General features: G+C 68.8%; 10 protein-coding genes. 3 read left to right on the forward strand and 7 right to left on the reverse strand.

Annotated elements, in window-relative coordinates:
* Window positions 1-39 precede the first annotated feature (39 nt).
* A complete protein-coding gene (locus ACFRIC_RS08150) occupies window positions 40-741 on the forward strand; it encodes a TetR/AcrR family transcriptional regulator (RefSeq protein ID WP_382781252.1) in 702 nt (233 codons plus the stop codon).
* A 36-nt stretch (window positions 742-777) separates the two neighbouring features.
* Here the strand turns inward: ACFRIC_RS08150 and ACFRIC_RS08155 are convergent, their stop codons facing one another.
* The 3 genes from ACFRIC_RS08155 to ACFRIC_RS08165 form a co-directional block, all read right to left on the reverse strand.
* Entirely contained in the window at window positions 778-1,143 is a 366-nt protein-coding gene (locus tag ACFRIC_RS08155) for a 5-carboxymethyl-2-hydroxymuconate Delta-isomerase (RefSeq protein ID WP_382781255.1), read from the reverse strand.
* Window positions 1,144-1,271: 128 nt separating this feature from the next.
* On the reverse strand, window positions 1,272-6,671 hold the full coding sequence (pulA, locus tag ACFRIC_RS08160) for a pullulanase-type alpha-1,6-glucosidase (protein WP_382782729.1): 5,400 nt from the start codon (window positions 6,669-6,671) through the stop codon (window positions 1,272-1,274).
* Between the two features lie 144 nt (window positions 6,672-6,815).
* A complete protein-coding gene (locus ACFRIC_RS08165; RefSeq protein WP_382781258.1) occupies window positions 6,816-8,198 on the reverse strand; it encodes an alpha-amylase family protein in 1,383 nt (460 codons plus the stop codon).
* A 196-nt stretch (window positions 8,199-8,394) separates the two neighbouring features.
* Here ACFRIC_RS08165 and ACFRIC_RS08170 point away from each other — a divergent pair, with 196 nt between their 5' ends.
* The gene (locus tag ACFRIC_RS08170; protein WP_382781260.1) at window positions 8,395-10,446 is read left to right on the forward strand and encodes a carbohydrate-binding module family 20 domain-containing protein; all 2,052 of its coding nucleotides are present in this window, start codon (window positions 8,395-8,397) and stop codon (window positions 10,444-10,446) included.
* 45 nt (window positions 10,447-10,491) lie between these two features.
* Here the strand turns inward: ACFRIC_RS08170 and ACFRIC_RS08175 are convergent, their stop codons facing one another.
* The 4 genes from ACFRIC_RS08175 to ACFRIC_RS08190 all read right to left on the reverse strand — a co-directional run bounded on the left by ACFRIC_RS08175 (window position 10,492) and on the right by ACFRIC_RS08190 (window position 15,742).
* Window positions 10,492-12,171, reverse strand: coding sequence for a glycoside hydrolase family 13 protein (locus ACFRIC_RS08175; RefSeq protein ID WP_382781263.1), 1,680 nt, complete (start codon window positions 12,169-12,171; stop codon window positions 10,492-10,494).
* A gap of 233 nt (window positions 12,172-12,404) precedes the next feature.
* Window positions 12,405-13,313 carry a sugar ABC transporter permease gene (locus tag ACFRIC_RS08180; protein ID WP_382781266.1) on the reverse strand — a complete coding sequence of 303 codons (909 nt, stop codon included), beginning with the start codon at window positions 13,311-13,313 and terminating at the stop codon, window positions 12,405-12,407.
* A 13-nt stretch (window positions 13,314-13,326) separates the two neighbouring features.
* Window positions 13,327-14,331, reverse strand: coding sequence for a carbohydrate ABC transporter permease (locus tag ACFRIC_RS08185; RefSeq protein ID WP_382781269.1), 1,005 nt, complete (start codon window positions 14,329-14,331; stop codon window positions 13,327-13,329).
* A gap of 133 nt (window positions 14,332-14,464) precedes the next feature.
* Window positions 14,465-15,742: an extracellular solute-binding protein gene (locus ACFRIC_RS08190; RefSeq protein ID WP_382781273.1), complete on the reverse strand. Its 1,278-nt coding sequence runs from the start codon at window positions 15,740-15,742 to the stop codon at window positions 14,465-14,467.
* A 468-nt stretch (window positions 15,743-16,210) separates the two neighbouring features.
* Here ACFRIC_RS08190 and ACFRIC_RS08195 point away from each other — a divergent pair, with 468 nt between their 5' ends.
* Window positions 16,211-17,245: a LacI family DNA-binding transcriptional regulator gene (locus ACFRIC_RS08195; RefSeq protein ID WP_382781276.1), complete on the forward strand. Its 1,035-nt coding sequence runs from the start codon at window positions 16,211-16,213 to the stop codon at window positions 17,243-17,245.
* Window positions 17,246-17,324: the final 79 nt, after the last annotated feature.

Consider the following 17,324-nt stretch of genomic DNA (forward strand, 5'->3'; position numbering starts at 1 on the left):
GGCCCGATCAGGGCCGGACGCGATCGGTAAAGTGTCCGCATGACAACCGGGGTACGCCGCAGGATGGGTGTCGAGGAGCGACGGCAGCAGTTGATCGGCGTCGCCCTCGAACTGTTCAGCCGACGCTCGCCCGACGAGGTCTCGATCGACGAGATAGCCTCGGCCGCGGGCATCTCGCGGCCGCTGGTGTACCACTACTTCCCGGGCAAACTCAGCCTGTACGAAGCGGCGTTGCAGCGCGCCGCGGACGATCTCGCGGGCCGGTTCGTGGAGAGCCGCGAGGGTCCGCTGGGCACGCGGCTGCTGCGGGTGATGCGCCGCTTCTTCGACTTCGTGGACGACCACGGGCCCGGTTTCGCCGCGTTGATGCGGGGCGGCCCGGCCGTCGGCTCGTCGACCACCAACGCCCTCATCGACGCCGTACGGCAGGCGGCCTACCTCCAGATCCTGTCGCATCTGGACGTCGAGGAACCGCCGGCCCGGCTGGAGCTGGTGATCCGGTCCTGGATCTCGCTGGTCGAGTCGACGGCGCTGATCTGGCTGGACGGACGGCGGATTCCGCGCGGCGAGCTGGAGGTGCAGCTCGTGCACGACTTCGCGGCCCTGGCGGCGGTCAGCGCCGCCTACGACCCCGAGGTCGCCGCGCTGCTGCGCGGGGGGCTCAAGGACGAACCGGGCGACGGGCCGTTCACCGACCTCGTCGTCCGGCTGCTCGCGCTCGCCTCGCCGCCCGAGGCGTAGGAAGGCCCCCGGAGGCGCGGCGCGCGGGAGCGGGTCCTACGCCTCGAACTTCCGGTAGGACGGGTCGAGATCGCGCACCTCGACGGACACGTGCAGCGTGACCCCGTCCACGGGCTCGATGTGCTTGCGGAGCAGTTCCAGCGTGGCCTCGGTCAGCCTCGCCTTGGTCTCGTCGCTGCGGCCGGCCAGCAGGGCGATGCCGACATGGACGATGGCGGGACCTCCCGTGCCCGTGGCCACCACGTCTCCCACGACCTCGTCCTCGGTCCGCAGGGTGCGCAGCTTGCACGCCTCCAGCCGCGCGGCCGCGATCTCGACGATCACGGGGTGCAGCGCGAGCGCGAACGCGCTCCAGTCGACGTGGTCGAGGGCCGGGGAGGTCTCGACGGTGATCTGCGGCATGGGCACTCCTGTTCCGGTGAAAGGTCCCGGTCACCCTAGCCGCAGCACCGGCACGACGACGGGGGCGGCCCCGGACGCCCCGTCGTGCTCAGGGTGTCCGGGGCCGCCCCCGCCGGGTCAGGCCCAGGTCACGGGGTCCGGGTGAACACCGCCACCGTGCGGGCCGGGACGGTGAAGGAGCCCGTGTCCTTCGCGTAGGACGAGGACTTGACGACCGGGTCCGCGCCCTGCGCCTGCACCGGGTGCAGCGCGTACGCCGAACCGGCCAGCGAGCCGACGGTCTGCTTCTGCTTCTCCGGGGTCGCGTTGAAGACGATCACGAGGTCGCCGAGGCGCGCCGTGATCACTCCGGGGGTCTCGTCCTTGCCCGACAGCGGGAAGGAGAGCTGCGACTGCACCTGGGCGGCCGTGGAGAGCGAGAAGACCTTCTCGCCCGTGCGGATCCGCTGCAGGTCCTGGAAGGCGGCCGAGGTGCCGTCGATCTGCTCGCAGCCGACCTTGACGGAGGTCAGCAGCGGCTTGGCGAACGGCCACTTCGAGGTGTTGTCGGCGGCCATCGGCAGCCCGCGCCCGAATCCGTTGCCGTCCTGGCAGTTCCAGTGGATGGCGTTGAACCAGTCACCGCTGTCGAAGGAGTTGCGGTCCAGGGACTTGGAGCGCAGCAGGTCGGAGCCGGCCTGGGAGAGGGACGGACCCTGCGAGAGGGTGGCCGTCGCCATCGCGAGGACCTGCATCCGGGCCCGGTCGGCGGCGCTCGTCGACGCGGGCAGCTTGTACGTCAGCGCGTCGTACAGCGACTCGTTGTCGTGGGCGTCGGCGTAGGCGAGCGCGTCGCCGGGGGCCGCCGCGTAGCCCGCGGGCTGGCCGTTGTAGTCGATCTCGGAGCCCTTGACCTCCTTGCCGTCGGTGTCGGTGAAGCGGTACGCCGCCAGGTTGCCGGTCAGGCCGACCTTGATGAGGTCCTGGTAGTGCAGCAGGCGGGCCTTCTGCTCGGCCGGGGTGCCGTTGGCGGTGGAGGAGTTGGGGTCGGTGTACAGGCCCGAGCCGAAGCCCTGGACCCCGGGGTCGGAGTCGAAGGGGCTGCCGCCGCGGACGGCGTCACGGGCACGGTCGGAGAAGGTCGCGATGCCCGTGCCGGCCATGTTCTTCTGGGTGGCCTGGACGAACCGGGCGTCGTCGGCGACCTCGCCGAAGTTCCAGCCCTCGCCGTACAGGATGATCTTCTTGCCGTCGACGCCGTCCTTCGCGGGGGTCAGCCCGTCGAGGGCCTTCCTGACCGCGAGGATGTTGGCCTTGGGCTGGTGTCCCATGAGGTCGAAGCGGAAGCCGTCGACCTTGTACTCCTTGGCCCAGGTGACGATCGAGTCGACGACCAGCTTGCCCATCATGGCGTTCTCGGTCGCCGTGTTGGAGCAGCAGGTGGAGTTGGCGACGCTGCCGTCGGCGAGGAGCCGCTGGTAGTAGCCGGGGACGATCTTGTCCAGGACGCTGGTGTCGGCCTGGCCGCTCGCGGCGGTGTGGTTGTAGACCACGTCCATGACGACCCTGAGGCCGTCCTCGTTGAGCGACTTGACCATCTTGCGGAACTCGACCGTGCGGCCGGTGCCGTCGGGGTCGGTGGCGTAGGAGCCCTCGGGGACCGTGTAGTGGTACGGGTCGTAGCCCCAGTTGTAGGCGTCCTTGGCGGCGGTCTTCGCCACGCACTCCTGCTGCTTCTCGGAGTCGGCGGCGTAGGAGGCCAGGTCGCAGTCGGTGCTCTGCTGGTCCGCCTTCTTCTCGGGGATGGTGGCGATGTCGAACGCGGGCAGCAGGTGCACGTACGAGGTGCCGGACCTGGCCAGCGCCTTCAGGTGCCTGGAGCCGTCGCTGTTCTTGTCCGTGAAGGCGAGGTAGGTGCCCTGGTCCTTCGCGGGGACGGTCTTGTCCGCCACCGAGAAGTCACGGACGTGCAGTTCCTGGATCTGCGCGTCCTTCAGCGGTACGGCCTTGGGCTTCTTGAGCGAGGACCAGCCCGAGGGGGCGAGGGACCTGGCGTCGAGGTCGACGACCAGGCTGCGCTCCGAGTCGGCGGTCAGGGCCACCGAGTACGGGTCGGTCACCTTGTTGGTGACGATCTTCCGGACGGTCGGCGCCCACACCTTCACGACGTAGCGGTAGGGCTTGCCCGTCCAGGACTTCTTTCCGGTGACGGACCAGACGCCGGTGGCGCCGTCGCGCTTCATCGCGACGGTGGAGCCGCCGAGGTCGAGACTCACCGACTGGGCGGTCGGGGCCCACACCGAGAGGGTGGGGACGCCCTGGTGGAAGACCGGTCCGAGGTTCGCCTTCGTCGCGGGGTACAGGTCGTCGAGGGCGCCGGCGATCTGCACGCCGGTCGCCGCGAGCACGGCGCCGTTCGCGGCCCGCTGCGAGGCGACGAGCTGACCGCCGAGCGCGGAGCGCACCCGGTCGCGGTCGCGCGGGTCCACCGACCAGGCGGTGTACGCCTTCAGGTGCGGGTACTTGGCCTTCTGGGCGTCGGTGAGGGTGGTCTTCCCCAGCCGCAGCCAGCGCTCGTCGTCGCTGGTCAGCCCGCCGTCCTTGACGGCGATCGAGCCGTCGTGGGAGGAGAGGAGCTGCGTGGAGACGGCGGCGTCGGAGCCGTTCCAGGCGACGGTGTACCGGTCGATCCAGATCGCCTTGGACGTGGTCAGGTCGAGCGCGGCCGCGCTGCCCTTGGGCTGCGGCAGCAGGTACTTCTCCTGGCCGTTCAGCAGCCACACCTCGTGGCCGTTCGCCGTCAGGTCCAGCGACTGGTCGGTGGGCAGGTCCTTGTCGTCGCCCTTGTGCAGGATGTAGCTGAGGCTGCCGGCGCCCTCGGCGAGCGGCACCTCGAACACGGCACCGTAGGCGTCGGTCCGCACCGGCTCCAGGGGCTTCGTCCAGTCCGTGGGCGTCGCCGCTCCGGTCCAGGTGTGCAGACCCCAGCCGGCGTAGTCGCCGTCGGCGCGGTGGTAGTGAATGACCGCCTTGGTCTTGTCCTGGGCGGGCAGGTCGGGCTGCTCGGTCAGGACGGTGTCCTTGCCCTGTTCGACCCAGACCTCGCCGGTCTTGGTGACGTCGATCGTGCGGTCGCTCGCGACGTCCTTGTTGCCGTCCTTGTCGATGACGAGGAAGCCGACGCTGGAGGCTCCGGGCTTCAGCTTGACGTAGGCGAAGGCGCCGTAGGCGTCGCGGCCGACGAAGTCGTGCCCGGCGGGCCAGGTCGTGCCCTCGCCGTCGGCGATGTCGCCCCAGGCGTACAGGCGCCAGTCGGTGTAGTCGCCGTCGGTGCGCTTGTAGTGGACGACCGCGTAGTCGCGCGAGGAGGCCGCCGGGACCTCCGGGGCGGGCGCGGTGCCGGTGGTGGACTCGGCCGTCGCGCTCGCCGTGCGTCCGGCCGAGTCGACGACGACGGCCTTGTAGCGCAGGGCGGTTCCGGCCGGTACGTCCTTGCCGATGGCCTGGGTGACCTTGTAGGGGGCGTGGTCGGCGGAGCCGAGCGTGTGCCACGTGCCGTTGCCCACCTGGGCGGCGAAGACGACCCGGTCGAGCTGTCCGCCGGTGACGTCCGCCGACAGTTCGACGGTGCCGGTGGCGCCCGCGGCGGGGGCCTTCAGGGTCAGCGTGGGCCTGGTCGCGGGGGCGGCGAGCCGGCCGGCGGCCTTGAAGACGATCGCCGCTCCGGCCGGGACCGTGACGGTGACCTTCTTGTCCGCGTCGCTCTTCACCGAAGCCGAGGTTCCGTATACGGCCCGGAAGTCCATGTTCGCCGAACCGGTCGCGAACGTGGCCGCCTTGGCCTCGTCGGCGTTGTTCACGGCGACGACGTACTCGGTGCCGGTCTTCGCGTCGGTGCGGGAGAAGGCGTAGACGCCGGCGCCGTCCGCGGCGTACCGCTCGGTCTGGACTCCGTCGGCGAGGGCCGGGTTGTCCTTGCGCAGCTTGGAGAGGGCGCTGATCGTCTTGTAGAGCGGGGCGCCGGTGTCGTAGGCGTCGCTCGCGTGGGTGCGGTCGGTGCCGATCTCGTCGTCGTCGAGGTAGTCGGCGACCTTGGAGGCGAACATCGTCTGCCGGGCGTCCTTGTCACCGCCGGCGCCGGTGAAGCCCTGCTCGTCGCCGTAGTAGACGACGGGGTTGCCGCGGCTGAGGAACATCAGCTCGTTGGCGAGCCGGTCCTTCTTCAGCAGTTCGGCGTCGGTCGCCTTGGGGTTGTCCTGGTCCAGGAAGTACCCGATGCGGCCCATGTCGTGGTTGCCGAGGAAGGTGACCTGCTCGTAGGCGTTCGCCTTGTCGGTCGTGTACTTGTAGTCGTCCGCGAACAGGGACGAGAGCTTCTGCGCGCTGCCGCCCTGCGAGGCGTAGGAGCGGGCCGCGTCCTGGAACGGGAAGTCGAGCGTGGCGTCGAGACGGCCCTGGGTGACGTACGGGGAGGTGATCGACGTGTCGGCGGAGTAGACCTCGCCGAACATGAAGAAGTTCTTGCGCCCGTGCCGGGCCGCGTACGCGTCGAGGGCGGTCGCCCACTGCGTCCAGAACTCCATGTTCACGTGCTTGACGGTGTCGATCCGGAAGCCGTCGATACCGAAGTCCTCGACCCACTTCTCGTAGATCTTCTCCATGCCGCTGACGACCTCGGGACGCTCGGTCCACAGGTCGTCGAGGCCGGAGAAGTCGCCGTAGGTGGTGGACTCGCCGGCGTAGGTGGAGTCACCGCGGTTGGAGTACATGGTCGTGTCGTTGAGCCACGACGGGACCTTGGCGTTCTTCTTCGCGGCCGGGACCGTCGGCGTGCGGGGGAAGGAGTCGGCGTCCACCGACGGGAACTTCCTGGTGCCGTCCGCGTAGTCCGCGTCGTCGAAGGGCCGGCCGTCCTTGGTCAGGTACGGGAAGGCGCCCTTGGAGAGGTAGCTGTAGGACTTCTCCTCGTAGTCGACGACGTCGGCGGTGTGGTTGGTGATGACGTCGAAGAAGACCTTCATGCCCTTGGCGTGGGCCTTGGAGATCAGGGTCTCCAGGTCCTTGTTGGTGCCGAAGTGCGGGTCGACCTTGGTGAAGTCGGTGATCCAGTAGCCGTGGTAGCCGGCCGAGGCGTCCTTGCCGGTGCCCTGGACGGGCTGGTTCTTGAAGATCGGCGCCATCCAGATGGCGGTGGTGCCGAGGTCCTTGATGTAGTCGAGCCGCTTCGTCAGGCCCTTGAGGTCGCCGCCCTGGTAGAAGCCCTTGTCGGTGGGGTCGTAGCCGGTCGACAGCCGGGAGCCGGTCAGTCCGCCCTTGTCGTTGGAGGTGTCGCCGTTGGCGAAACGGTCCGGCATGACGAAGTAGAACTGGTCACGGGTGGAGTCGTGCCGGGACGGCGTCGCGGCGAGCTTCGCGTCCGACGGCGGTGCGGGCGGGGTCTGGGCCCGCGCCACAAGGGGTTGCGCAAGCGATACGGCCAGTGCGGCGGCGAGGACGGCTGCACGCAGCCTGGGGCGGCTGGTGCGGCCCGCCGGCCCTCTCGGTATCAGGTCCACAGTCGTGAACTCCTAGCGATTACGGCGTACTCGGGTCCGACCCCGCGCAGCGTTTCGGCCACGATGCCGAACGCCCGCGTGACCGTATCGCTCACGCAAGGTTTACAGCAAGAGTCTTGCAACATGCGGAAAGGCTTTTCAGCAGCTCGACTTGCCCGCATAGATCGCGAGTGCCGTGTTGGCGCCCAGCGTCGCCGTGAACTGGCCCGAACTGTTCACGGTGATGCTCGTGTTGTTCTGGACGTTGCAGTAGGCTCCCGCGGCCAGGGAGGTGCTGTACGTCCGGCTCAGCGAGGAGGTCTCGTGGTTGATGGCCACGAAGCCCTTGCCGCCCCGGCCGAAAGCGATCGCATCGTTGCCGTTGTCCCACCAGTTGGAAAGCGCTTGTCCCCGGGTGGCGTTACGGAAGGCGACCATCGACTTGATCTCGGGCCAGGCGTGCTGGCACTTCCAGCCGTCCTGCCAGCAGGCGTTGACCGTACCGCCGTTGGGCGGGCCGGCGTCCGCGTTCGACCACTCGTAGCCGGAGTTGATGTCGGGGGCGCCGTAGGGGTAGGCGAGCATGAAGACGTTGGCGAGGGTGTAGTTCGCCCCGTCCTTGTAGTTGAGCGTGGATCCATTGCGCTCGGTGTCGTGGTTGTCGACGAAGACGGCCGCGACGGAGCTGTTCATGTAGCCCCAGCCCTCGCCGTAGTTCTTCAGGTAGGCGAGGTTCTCGTTGTTGAAGACCCGCTTGAGGTCGTAGGCGTAGCGGAACTCCTGTACGTCGCCGTTGCCGGTGTACTCGGTGGGCTGCACGGCCTCGCCCGCGCCGTAGATGGCCTCCTGCTTCCAGTAGACGGACGGGTTGCTCAGCCGGGACTTGATGTTGGCGAGGTCGGCGGCAGGCATGTGCTTGGCCGCGTCGATCCGGAAGCCGTCGACGCCGTAGCCGAGCAGGGAGTTCATGTAGCCGGCGATGGCCGACCGGACGTACTCCTCGCCCGTGTCCAGGTCGGCGAGACCGACGAGTTCGCAGTTCTGGACGTTGGCCCGGTTGGTGTAGTCGCTGATGGTGGAGGTGCAGTCGTCCATGTCGGCGGACGAGTAGAGGCCCGGGTAGTTGTACTTCGTGTACGAAGAACCTCCCGTGCCGGTACCGGAACCGGCGGCCATGTGGTTGATCACCGTGTCCGCCACGACCTTCACACCGGCCGCGTGGCAGGTGCTGATCATGTTCTTGAAGGCGGTGGCGTCGCCGAGCCGGCCGGCGATCCGGTAGCTGACGGGCTGGTACGAGGTCCACCACTGCGAGCCCTGTATGTGCTCGGCGGGCGGGGACACCTGGACGTAGCCGTATCCGGCGGGGCCCAGCGTGTTGGTGCATTCCTTGGCGACCGAGTCGAATTTCCACTCGAACATGACGGCGGTGACGTCCTTGGTGCCGGGCGGCGAGGCCGCCGCCGTACCGGGGGGAACGGCCACTGTGACCGCCAGGCCCGCCACGAGGGCGAACGAGGCCGCGAGCTTCTTCCGTGCCATGTGTGTGTACTCCTGCACTTCGTCGTGCGGGTGGGGGGATCGGAACGTACCGCTTGCAATCATGTTTCAGCAAGATGTCGAAAGAACTTCCAACTCCCTTATTGACGCGCCCCCTTGGGCGGTCCCACGCTCCACACGGGTCAGCTCCGCGTCCCCGCGGCCGCGCTGACCGATCCGGAGAGGAGCCGCATCCCCGATGGTTTTACGGCGAAGAAGGGTTTCCCGGCTGCTGGCGACCGTCGCGCTGGCGCTCGGCGGGCTGGCCGCACTGCCCGCCCAGCCGGCAGCGGCGGCGGACACGGGCGTCCCCAACGGCGACGTGATCGCCAACCTGTGGGAATGGAACTGGAAGTCGGTCGCGTCCGAGTGTACGAACGTGCTCGACCCGGCCGGCTACGGGGCGGTCCAAGTGGCGCCGCCCGCCGAGTCGTTGAAGCAGTCGAACTACTACTGGTGGGACGTCTACCAGCCCTACTCCTACAACCTCGACAGCCGTTTCGGTACGGCCGCCGCCTTCAAGGCCATGGTCGACACGTGTCACGCGGCCGGCATCAAGGTCTACACCGACGCGGTGATCAACCACACCGCCGGCCAGACCGGCACCGGGTACAACGGCACGGTCGTCTCGAACAAGTACGACACCCCTGACTACGACCCGGCCGACAGCGACGACTGCACCACGACGATCACCGACTGGACCAACCGCCATCAGGTCCAGCACTGCGAACTGCTCGGCATGCCGGACCTGGACACGGCCGAGAGCAATGTCCGCGCGAAGATCACCGGTTTCCTCAACCAGCAGATCGACCTGGGCGTCGACGGATTCCGGGTCGACGCCGCCAAGCACATCGAGGCCGCCGACATGAAGGCCATCGTCGCCGGGCTGCACACCACGACCTCGGGCTCGGCACCGTACATCACCCAGGAGGTCTATCCCGGCACCCCGCCCTCCATCGACGAGTACTACGGCAGCGGTGACGTCCTCGACTTCGCCTTCGCCTCCCAGATCAAGGCGCAGTTCCAGGGCGACATCGCCAACCTCGCCGGTTTCGGCAGCAGTTGGGGGCTGGTCGCGGAGGCGAACTCCACCACCCTGGTCACCAACCACGACACCGAGCGCAACGGCTACTCGCTGAGCTACAAGGACGGCGCGACCGCCGTGCTCGCCAACGTCTACCAGCTCGCCCGCGGTTACGGCCGGCCGTCGGTGTACGCGGGCTGGACCTTCGGCCAGAGCGACCAGGCCCCGCCGAACTCGGGCGGCGGTCTCGTCACCGACACGAACTGCGCCTCCGGTTGGTACTGCCTCGACCGTGACACCGCGGTCTCCGGCATGATCGGCTGGCACAACGCGGCCGCCGGGTACGCCGTCGCCGACTGGCAGTCCCCCGCGGCCAACGTGATCGGCTTCGGCCGGGGCGGCGCCGGTTTCGTCGCCATCAACAACAGTTCGGCCGCGAACACCCACACCTACACGACCGGTCTCGCGGACGGCACCTACCCGAACGTCATCGACGGCGGCGCCGGCTCGGTCACGGTGACCGGCGGCAGGGCCTCGCTGACCGTCCCCGCCAAGGGCGCCGTCGCGTTCTACGACCCGGACTACGTCTGCACCGTCAACTGCGGCGGCGGTGCCGGCACCGATCCGGGCACGGGCTCGGTGACGGCGACCTTCGGCGCGTACGCGTCGACCACCTCCGGCACGGACGTGTACGTGGTCGGTTCGGCCGCGGCTCTCGGCGGCTGGAACCCGGCGAGCGCGGTGAAGCTGTCCTCGTCCGGCTACCCGGTCTGGAAGGCGGACGTCGCGGTCCCGGCGAACAGCACGATCACGTACAAGTACATCAAGAAGGACGCCTCGGGGAACGTCACCTGGGAGTCCAACGCCAACCGGACCCTGACCACCGGCACGGCGGCGGTGACCGCGCAGAACTCCTGGAACGTGGCCGACGCGGACGCGACGGACCTGACCTTCGGGGTGACCGCGACCACCGTCTACGGCACGAACGTGTACGTGGTCGGTTCGATCCCCGCGCTCGGCTCCTGGAACACCGCCGACGCGATCCCGCTGTCCGCGGCCTCCTACCCGTACTGGGGCCGCCTGGCGATCGTGCCCAAGTCGACCTCGTTCACGTACAAGTACATCAAGAAGGACGCCTCGGGCGCCGTGACCTGGGAGTCGGGGGACAACCGCGCCTACACCACGGGCTCGGGCGCCGGGTACTCCGTGAGCGACACCTGGAGGTAGCGGCTTCGGAAACGAGAGACCCGCGCGGGTCAGGTCACGCGTGGGTCAGACGGCCCACCAGACGGTGGTGTCGGCGGGCAGTGTCGCCTGGCCGTCCTGCGACACGGTCACCTCGCCGCTGGCGACGAGCACCCGGCCGTGGGCGGGGACGGTCACGGCCTTGGAGCCGGTGTTCGCGGTGCACACGAAGTCACCGCGCCGGAAGGCGAGGACGCCCTCCGGGGCGGTCAGCCACGTGACGCTGTCGCCCGCGCCGAGGTCGGCGCGCTCGCGCCGCACGGCCAGCGCGTCGCGGTACAGCTCCAGGGTGGAGCCCGTGACGCCGCTCTGCGCCTCGACGCTCAGCTCGGCCCACTCGGCCGGCTGCGGCAGCCAGCTTCCGCCGTCGCCGAAGCCGTACGACGGGCCGGTGCGGGTCCACGGGATCGGCACCCGGCAGCCGTCGCGGAAGCCGTCCTGTCCGGCGCCCCGGAAGAAGGCCGGGTCCTGGCGCGCCTCGTCCGGCAGGTCGACGACGTCGGGCAGGCCGAGCTCCTCGCCCTGGTACACGTAGGCGGAGCCGGGCAGCGCCAGCATCAGCAGGCTCGCGGCGCGGGCCCGGCGCAGACCGAGCTCGCGGTCGCCCGCGGTGCGGATCTGGGTGCCGAGGCCGGCCTCGTTGGCGAAGCGGGTGGCGTGCCGGGTGACGTCGTGGTTGGAGAGCACCCAGGTGGAGGGCGCGCCCACGGGACGCATCGCGTCGAGGGTGCGGTCGATCACCGAGCGCAGTTCCTCGGCCTCCCAGTGGGAGCCCAGGTACTGGAAGTTGAAGGCCTGGTGCAGCTCGTCGGGGCGCACGTAGTTGGCGGTGCGCTCGACGGTGGGCGTCCACGCCTCGGCGACGAAGATGCGCTCGCCCGAGTACTCGTCGAGGATAGTGCGCCACTGGCGGTAGATGTCGTGCACGCCGTCCTGGTCGAAGAACGGCATGACATCGTTGCCCAGCAGTTTGAGCTGGTCGTGGCCGCCGAGGTCGGGCAGGCCCTCCGCCTTGACCATGCCGTGCGCGACGTCGATACGGAAGCCGTCGACGCCCATGTCCAGCCAGAACCGCAGGATCGAGCGGAACTCGTCGCCCACGGCCGGGTGTTCCCAGTTGAAGTCGGGCTGCTCGGGCGCGAAGAGGTGCAGGTACCACTCGCCGGCGGTGCCGTCGGGCTCGGTGACGCGGGTCCAGGCCGGGCCGCCGAAGATGGACTCCCAGTCGTTGGGCGGCAGTTCGCCGTCCTCGCCCTTGCCGGGGCGGAAGTGGTAGCGGTCGCGCAGGGAGGAGCCGGGGCCCTCGCGCAGCGCGCGCTTGAACCACTCGTGCTGGTCGGAGGAGTGGTTGGGCACGAGGTCGACGATGATCCGGAGGCCCAGGCCGTGGGCGTCGCGGATCAGGGCGTCGGCGTCGAGCAGGTTGCCGAACATGGGGTCGACGGCCCGGTAGTCCGCCACGTCGTAGCCGGCGTCGGCCTGCGGCGAGGCGTAGAAGGGGCTGAGCCACACGGCGTCGACGCCGAGGTCGCGCAGGTACGGGAGTCGGGAACGTACGCCCTCCAGGTCGCCCATGCCGTCGCCGTTGCTGTCGGCGAAGCTGCGCGGATAGACCTGGTAGATCACCGCGTCGCGCCACCAGTCGCGATGCGCGGCGACGGTGGCGAGAACGGAGTTCGGGGCCTGGTCGGCGGAGTGCTGGCTCATGGCGTCCTTGATGCGATGAGGGTCCCCGCTTCCGGGCGCTGCCGGGGGTGGGGAGGAAATCGGGTGTGGGGGCAGGACCCCTGCTCGCGCGAGGCCGGGAGCACGGGGCGGGAGGCGTCGGGGCGGGGGGATGAGGCGGCCGCGGTACTGGCGGGGTCGGATGGGCACCGCGGCCGCCACCCGCGCGCGCTGAGCGCGCGGGAGTCTGGGCGTTTCGGGGGCGTCCTCGCGGATCAGCCCTTCGTGCCGCCCGCGGTGAGTCCGGTCACCAGGTTCTTCTGCACGAGGTAGAAGAAGGCGGAGACGGGTATCGCGACCAGCACGGCGGTGGCCGCCATGAGGTTGCGCTGCGCGTCGTGCTCGCTGACGAAGCTCTGGAGGCCGACGGCGAAGGTGTACTTCGAGTCGTCCAGCATGAACGTCGAGGCGAAGGCGACCTCACCGAACGCGGTGATGAAGTTGTAGAACGCGGCCACCGCGAGACCCGGCTTGGCGAGCGGCAGGATCAGCCGGAAGAAGGTGCCGAAGGGGCTCAGTCCGTCGACCCGGCCGGCCTCGTCGATCTCGAACGGGATGGTGTCGAAGTAGCCCTTGAGCAGCCAGGCGCTGTAGGGCACCGCCGTCGAGCAGTAGACGAGGATCAGGCCGAAGTAGCTGTCGATGAGCTGCAGGTCCGAGAGGATCTGGTACATCGGCACGATCAGCACGGCGATCGGGAACATCTGGGTGACCAGCAGGACCCACATGAACTTCTTGTAGCCGGGGAAGCGCATGCGCGAGACCGCGTAGCCGGTGGTGGCCGCGACCATCACGCCGATGACCGTGGTGCCGAGCGACACGATGAGCGAACTCTTCATCCACTCGAAGAAGTTCGTGTGCTGGAGCACGAAGGTGTAGTTGTCGAACGTCATCGTGTCCCAGATGCGTCCGGGGTGCAGGTAGTCGTCCTTGTCCGGGCCGAGGGACAGGTAGACGAGCCAGGCGATCGGGAACAGCGCGACCAGGCTCGCGACGGTCAGGATGCCGTGGGAGGCGAGCGAGCCGGCGAGGCTGCGCCGGCCGCGCCCGCGCGCGGGGCGGGGCGGCTCGGCGGACCCGGTGGCCTGGTCGGCCGGAGGCGTCTGCAGTGTGGTGGTGCTCATGGAGACTCCCGCCTCAGATCGCGAGCTGCTGGTCATTGCGGTTCAGCCAGCGGCGGTAGAAGGAGGTGAAGACGATCAGGATGGCCAGCAGCAGCATGCCGTAGGCCGCCGACTGGGCGAAGTCACGCGGCTGCTGTCCGAAGCCGAGGTAGTACGCCCAGGTGACGAGGATCTGCGCGTCCGGCGCGGTGCTGCCGAAGAGCAGGAAGATCACGGCGAACTGGTTGAAGGTCCAGATGATGCCGAGGAGTACGACGGTGGAGCTGACCGACCTGAGGCCCGGCAGGGTCACGAAGCGGAACTGCTGCCACTTGTTGGCGCCGTCCATCTCGGCTGCCTCGTACAGCGTCGCGTCGATGGACTGCAGTCCGCCGAGCAGCGAGACCATCATGAACGGCACACCGCACCAGGTGTTGACCATGATGGCGGCGAAGCGCTGCCAGAAGGTGTCCTCCAGCCAGGAGGGTGCCGGCAGGTGCAGCGCGTCGAGCATGGAGTTGATGATGCCGCCGTCGGCGAGCATGAAGCGCCAGCCGAAGACGGTGACGAAGGTCGGCACGGCCCAGGGCAGCACCAGGATCAGCCGGTAGACCGTACGGCCGCGCAGCTTCTGGTTGAGCAGCAGCGCGAGGCCCAGGCCGACGCAGTAGTGCAGGGCGACGCAGATGACGGTCCAGGCGATGGTCCAGATGAAGTGCGACCAGAAGCGGTCGTACGACGTCGGACCCCACAGGATGTCCTTGTAGTTGTCCAGCCCGATGAACTTGTAGGTGGCGTCGATGTGGTTGACGCCGATCGTGCGGGCCGAGTTGAGGCTGTTGGCGTCCGTGAGCGTCAGGTAGAGGCCCCGAACCAGCGGATAGAGCACCAATCCGCCGAGTACGACGACGACCGGGGCGATCATCGCGTACGCGTACCAGTACTTCTGGTACGAGTGCTTGAGACGCTGCATCCGGCCGGGACGCGGTGCTCGGTCACCGCGGCGCTTGCCGGTCGCGCGGTCGATGGCGACTGTCATGGTTCGACACCTTCTGCAAGATCAGGATTTGGGCGCACACAGCCGGTGGCCGCCGGGTCCGTCCCCCGGTCTCTCGGGGGTCCCCCCGTCCCGACCGAGGTCGGGACGGGGCGGGTCCGGCGGCCACACGGGCTCACTTGCTGAAGTCCGGCACCAGCTTGGCGATGGCCAGCTCGACGTTGCTCAGACCCTTGTCCAGGGACTCCTTGCCACCCGCGATCTTGGGCAGCTCGGTGTCGAGCGGGCCCCACAGCGAGCTGTACTCCGGCAGCGCCGGGCGCGGCTGGGCGGCGGAGAGGACCGTGCCGTAGCCGGCGATGCCCGGGTCGGCCTTGACGGCGTCGGTGTAGGCGTCGTCACGCGTCGGCAGCGTGGAGTTCTTCAGCGCGATGGCGGCCTGGGACTTCGCCGACGTCATGAAGTTGACGAACTTCAGCGAGGCGGCCTGGTGGGCCTTGTCCGAACCGGCGTAGACCGAGAGGTTGTGACCGCCGGTCGGGGCGCCCGCCTTGCCGGTGGAGCCGGCCGGGACGGTGGCGATGCCGAGGTTCGCCTTGTCCGAGAACGCCGAACCCTTGTAGAAGTTCGTGATCTCCCACGGGCCCTGGACGATCGCGGCGACCTTGCCGTTCACGAACGCGTCCTGGATGTGGGCGTAGGCGTCCGCGGTGGTGTCGGCCTTGTGCAGGCCCTTGCCGGAGAAGAGGCCCAGCCAGGTGCCGTACGCCTTCTTCGCGGCGTCGGAGTTCACCGTGATCTTCTTGGCGGAGGCGTCGACGGTGTCGGTGCCCTCGCCGTAGAGGAAGTTCTGCGCGTAGTAGGCCTGGGTCGAGCCCCAGTAGCCGTCGACGCCGGTCTTCGCCTTGATGGTGGCGGCGTCCTTCTTCAGGTCGCTCCACGTCTTGGGCGCCTCGGTGATGCCGGCCTTCTGGAAGAGCGCCTTGTTGTAGACGAGCGCCAGGGTGTCCGTGACGAGCGGTACACCGTAGGTCTTGCCGTCGTACTTGGCCTGCTCGATCAGGTTGGACTTGAACTTGGCCTGGTCCTTCAGGGCCTCGGTGCCGTCGAGGGGCAGGAAGTAGCCCTTCTTCGCGAAGGCCGGGGTCCAGCCGACCTCGGAGCGCAGGATGTCCGGGGCGCCGGAGGCACCGGCGGCCGTGTCGAACTTGTTCTGCGCCTGGTCGAAGGGCACGTTGACGTACTTGACCTTGATGTTCTTGTTGGCGGCCTCGAACTCCTTGACCAAGGCCTTGTACGTCGGCGCCTCATTGGTGGCGTTGGACGTGTCCCACCACGTGATGGTGACCGGCCCGCCGGCCTTGTCGCTGCTGTCACTGCCGCTGCCGCCGCAGGCCGTCGCCGCGAGGGCGAAAGACGCCACCAGCGCACTGGCCGCTATGCCACGCCGCATGAGTTCTCCTTGAGGGTGAAAGCCCGAGTAGGTGGGGAACCGGTCCCGCCCGGTCCCCTTGCCGACTTGCCGACTGCGCCGTTGCGTCCGCCGGGCGACTGGAACGTAACAGCGATGTAAGCGGCGCGAAAGGTCTTGCAGCAAAAAAGTGAAAGACCTAACGACAGTTATGCGGCCGTGACCTGGTGGCGACCGTCCCGAAACCCCACTACCAGGCCGCTCAGCAGACATACGGACGTCTGTGCAAGACTCTGCAAGCTCTTGCCACGGATGTCGCATACAGGGATCATCGGCCGTCAGTGCCTTGCAGGAGCCACCCCTTCCCGCGCGGCGCACGCACGGGACACCGAGCCGACCAGAACACGAGGGAGCGCGATGACGCAGCAGCCCGGAGCGGGCCGAGCAACCGCCCGCACACGGCGTCTGGTTGGTGGGCAGGGTGAGATGCGACCGGTACAGTCCAATCCTGTGACCACACGGCTTGCCGACATCGCAGCCCAGGCGGGGGTCAGTGAGGCGACGGTCAGTCGCGTCCTGAACGGGAAGCCGGGCGTCGCCGCGACCACACGCCAGTCCGTCCTGGCCGCGCTCGACGTGCTGGGCTACGAGCGCCCGGTGCGCCTGCGGCAGCGCAGCGAGGGCCTGGTGGGCCTCATAACCCCCGAGCTGGAGAACCCGATATTCCCTGCCCTCGCGCAGGTGATCGGGCAGGCCCTGACGCGCCAGGGCTACACCCCGGTGCTCGCGACCCAGACCCCGGGCGGCTCCACCGAGGACGAGCTGACCGAGATGCTGGTCGACCGCGGGGTCGCCGGCATCATCTTCGTCTCCGGTCTGCACGCCGACACCTCGGCCGACATGCAGCGCTACGAGCAACTGCGGGGCCGCGGTGTCCCGTTCGTCCTGGTCGACGGCTTCTCGCCCAAGGTGCAGGCGCCTTTCATCTCCCCGGACGACCGCGCCGCGATGGCTCTCGCGGTCACCCACCTCGCCTCGCTCGGGCACACCAACATCGGACTCGCCCTCGGCCCCAAGCGGTTCGTGCCGGTGCAGCGCAAGATCGAGGGCTTCGTGCGCTCGATGCAGGAGCAGTTCGACCTGAACCCCGCGGACGTCGAGGAGCGACTGGTCCAGCACTCGCTGTACACGCTGGAGGGCGGCCAGGCCGCCGCGAACGCCCTCATGGACCGCCACTGCACGGCGATCGTCTGCGCCAGCGACATGATGGCCCTCGGCGCGATACGGGCGGCGCGCCAGCGCGGCCTGGAGGTGCCCACGGACATCTCGGTCGTGGGATTCGACGACTCCCCGCTGATCGCCTTCACCGACCCGCCGCTCACGACAGTCCGCAAGCCGGTGCCGGCCATGGGCCAGGCCGCGGTGCGCACGCTGCTGGAGGAGATCGGCGGGACGCCCGCGCCGCACAGCGAGTTCGTGTTCATGCCGGAACTCGTGGTGCGCGGTTCGACCGCTTCCGCCCCCGGGGACCGGAATCGTCCCTGAGCAGGACGCCACATCGCCCCCGAGAAGGATGACAAAGGGGGCGAAGCACTCCCACGGGCGTAGAAAATGCGGCCAGGAC

Source organism: Streptomyces sp. NPDC056738, from assembly GCF_042790435.1.
GTDB lineage: Bacteria > Actinomycetota > Actinomycetes > Streptomycetales > Streptomycetaceae > Streptomyces.

What these genes read in the sequence shown, in the direction of transcription:
- ACFRIC_RS08150 (WP_382781252.1), top strand. Translation starts at nt 40, where the DNA reads ATGACAACCGGGGTACGCCGCAGGATGGGTGTCGAGGAGCGACGGCAG.
- ACFRIC_RS08155 (WP_382781255.1), bottom strand. Translation starts at nt 1,143, where the DNA reads ATGCCGCAGATCACCGTCGAGACCTCCCCGGCCCTCGACCACGTCGAC.
- ACFRIC_RS08165 (WP_382781258.1), bottom strand. Translation starts at nt 8,198, where the DNA reads ATGGCACGGAAGAAGCTCGCGGCCTCGTTCGCCCTCGTGGCGGGCCTG.
- ACFRIC_RS08170 (WP_382781260.1), top strand. Translation starts at nt 8,395, where the DNA reads ATGGTTTTACGGCGAAGAAGGGTTTCCCGGCTGCTGGCGACCGTCGCG.
- ACFRIC_RS08175 (WP_382781263.1), bottom strand. Translation starts at nt 12,171, where the DNA reads ATGAGCCAGCACTCCGCCGACCAGGCCCCGAACTCCGTTCTCGCCACC.
- ACFRIC_RS08180 (WP_382781266.1), bottom strand. Translation starts at nt 13,313, where the DNA reads ATGAGCACCACCACACTGCAGACGCCTCCGGCCGACCAGGCCACCGGG.
- ACFRIC_RS08185 (WP_382781269.1), bottom strand. Translation starts at nt 14,331, where the DNA reads ATGACAGTCGCCATCGACCGCGCGACCGGCAAGCGCCGCGGTGACCGA.
- ACFRIC_RS08190 (WP_382781273.1), bottom strand. Translation starts at nt 15,742, where the DNA reads ATGCGGCGTGGCATAGCGGCCAGTGCGCTGGTGGCGTCTTTCGCCCTC.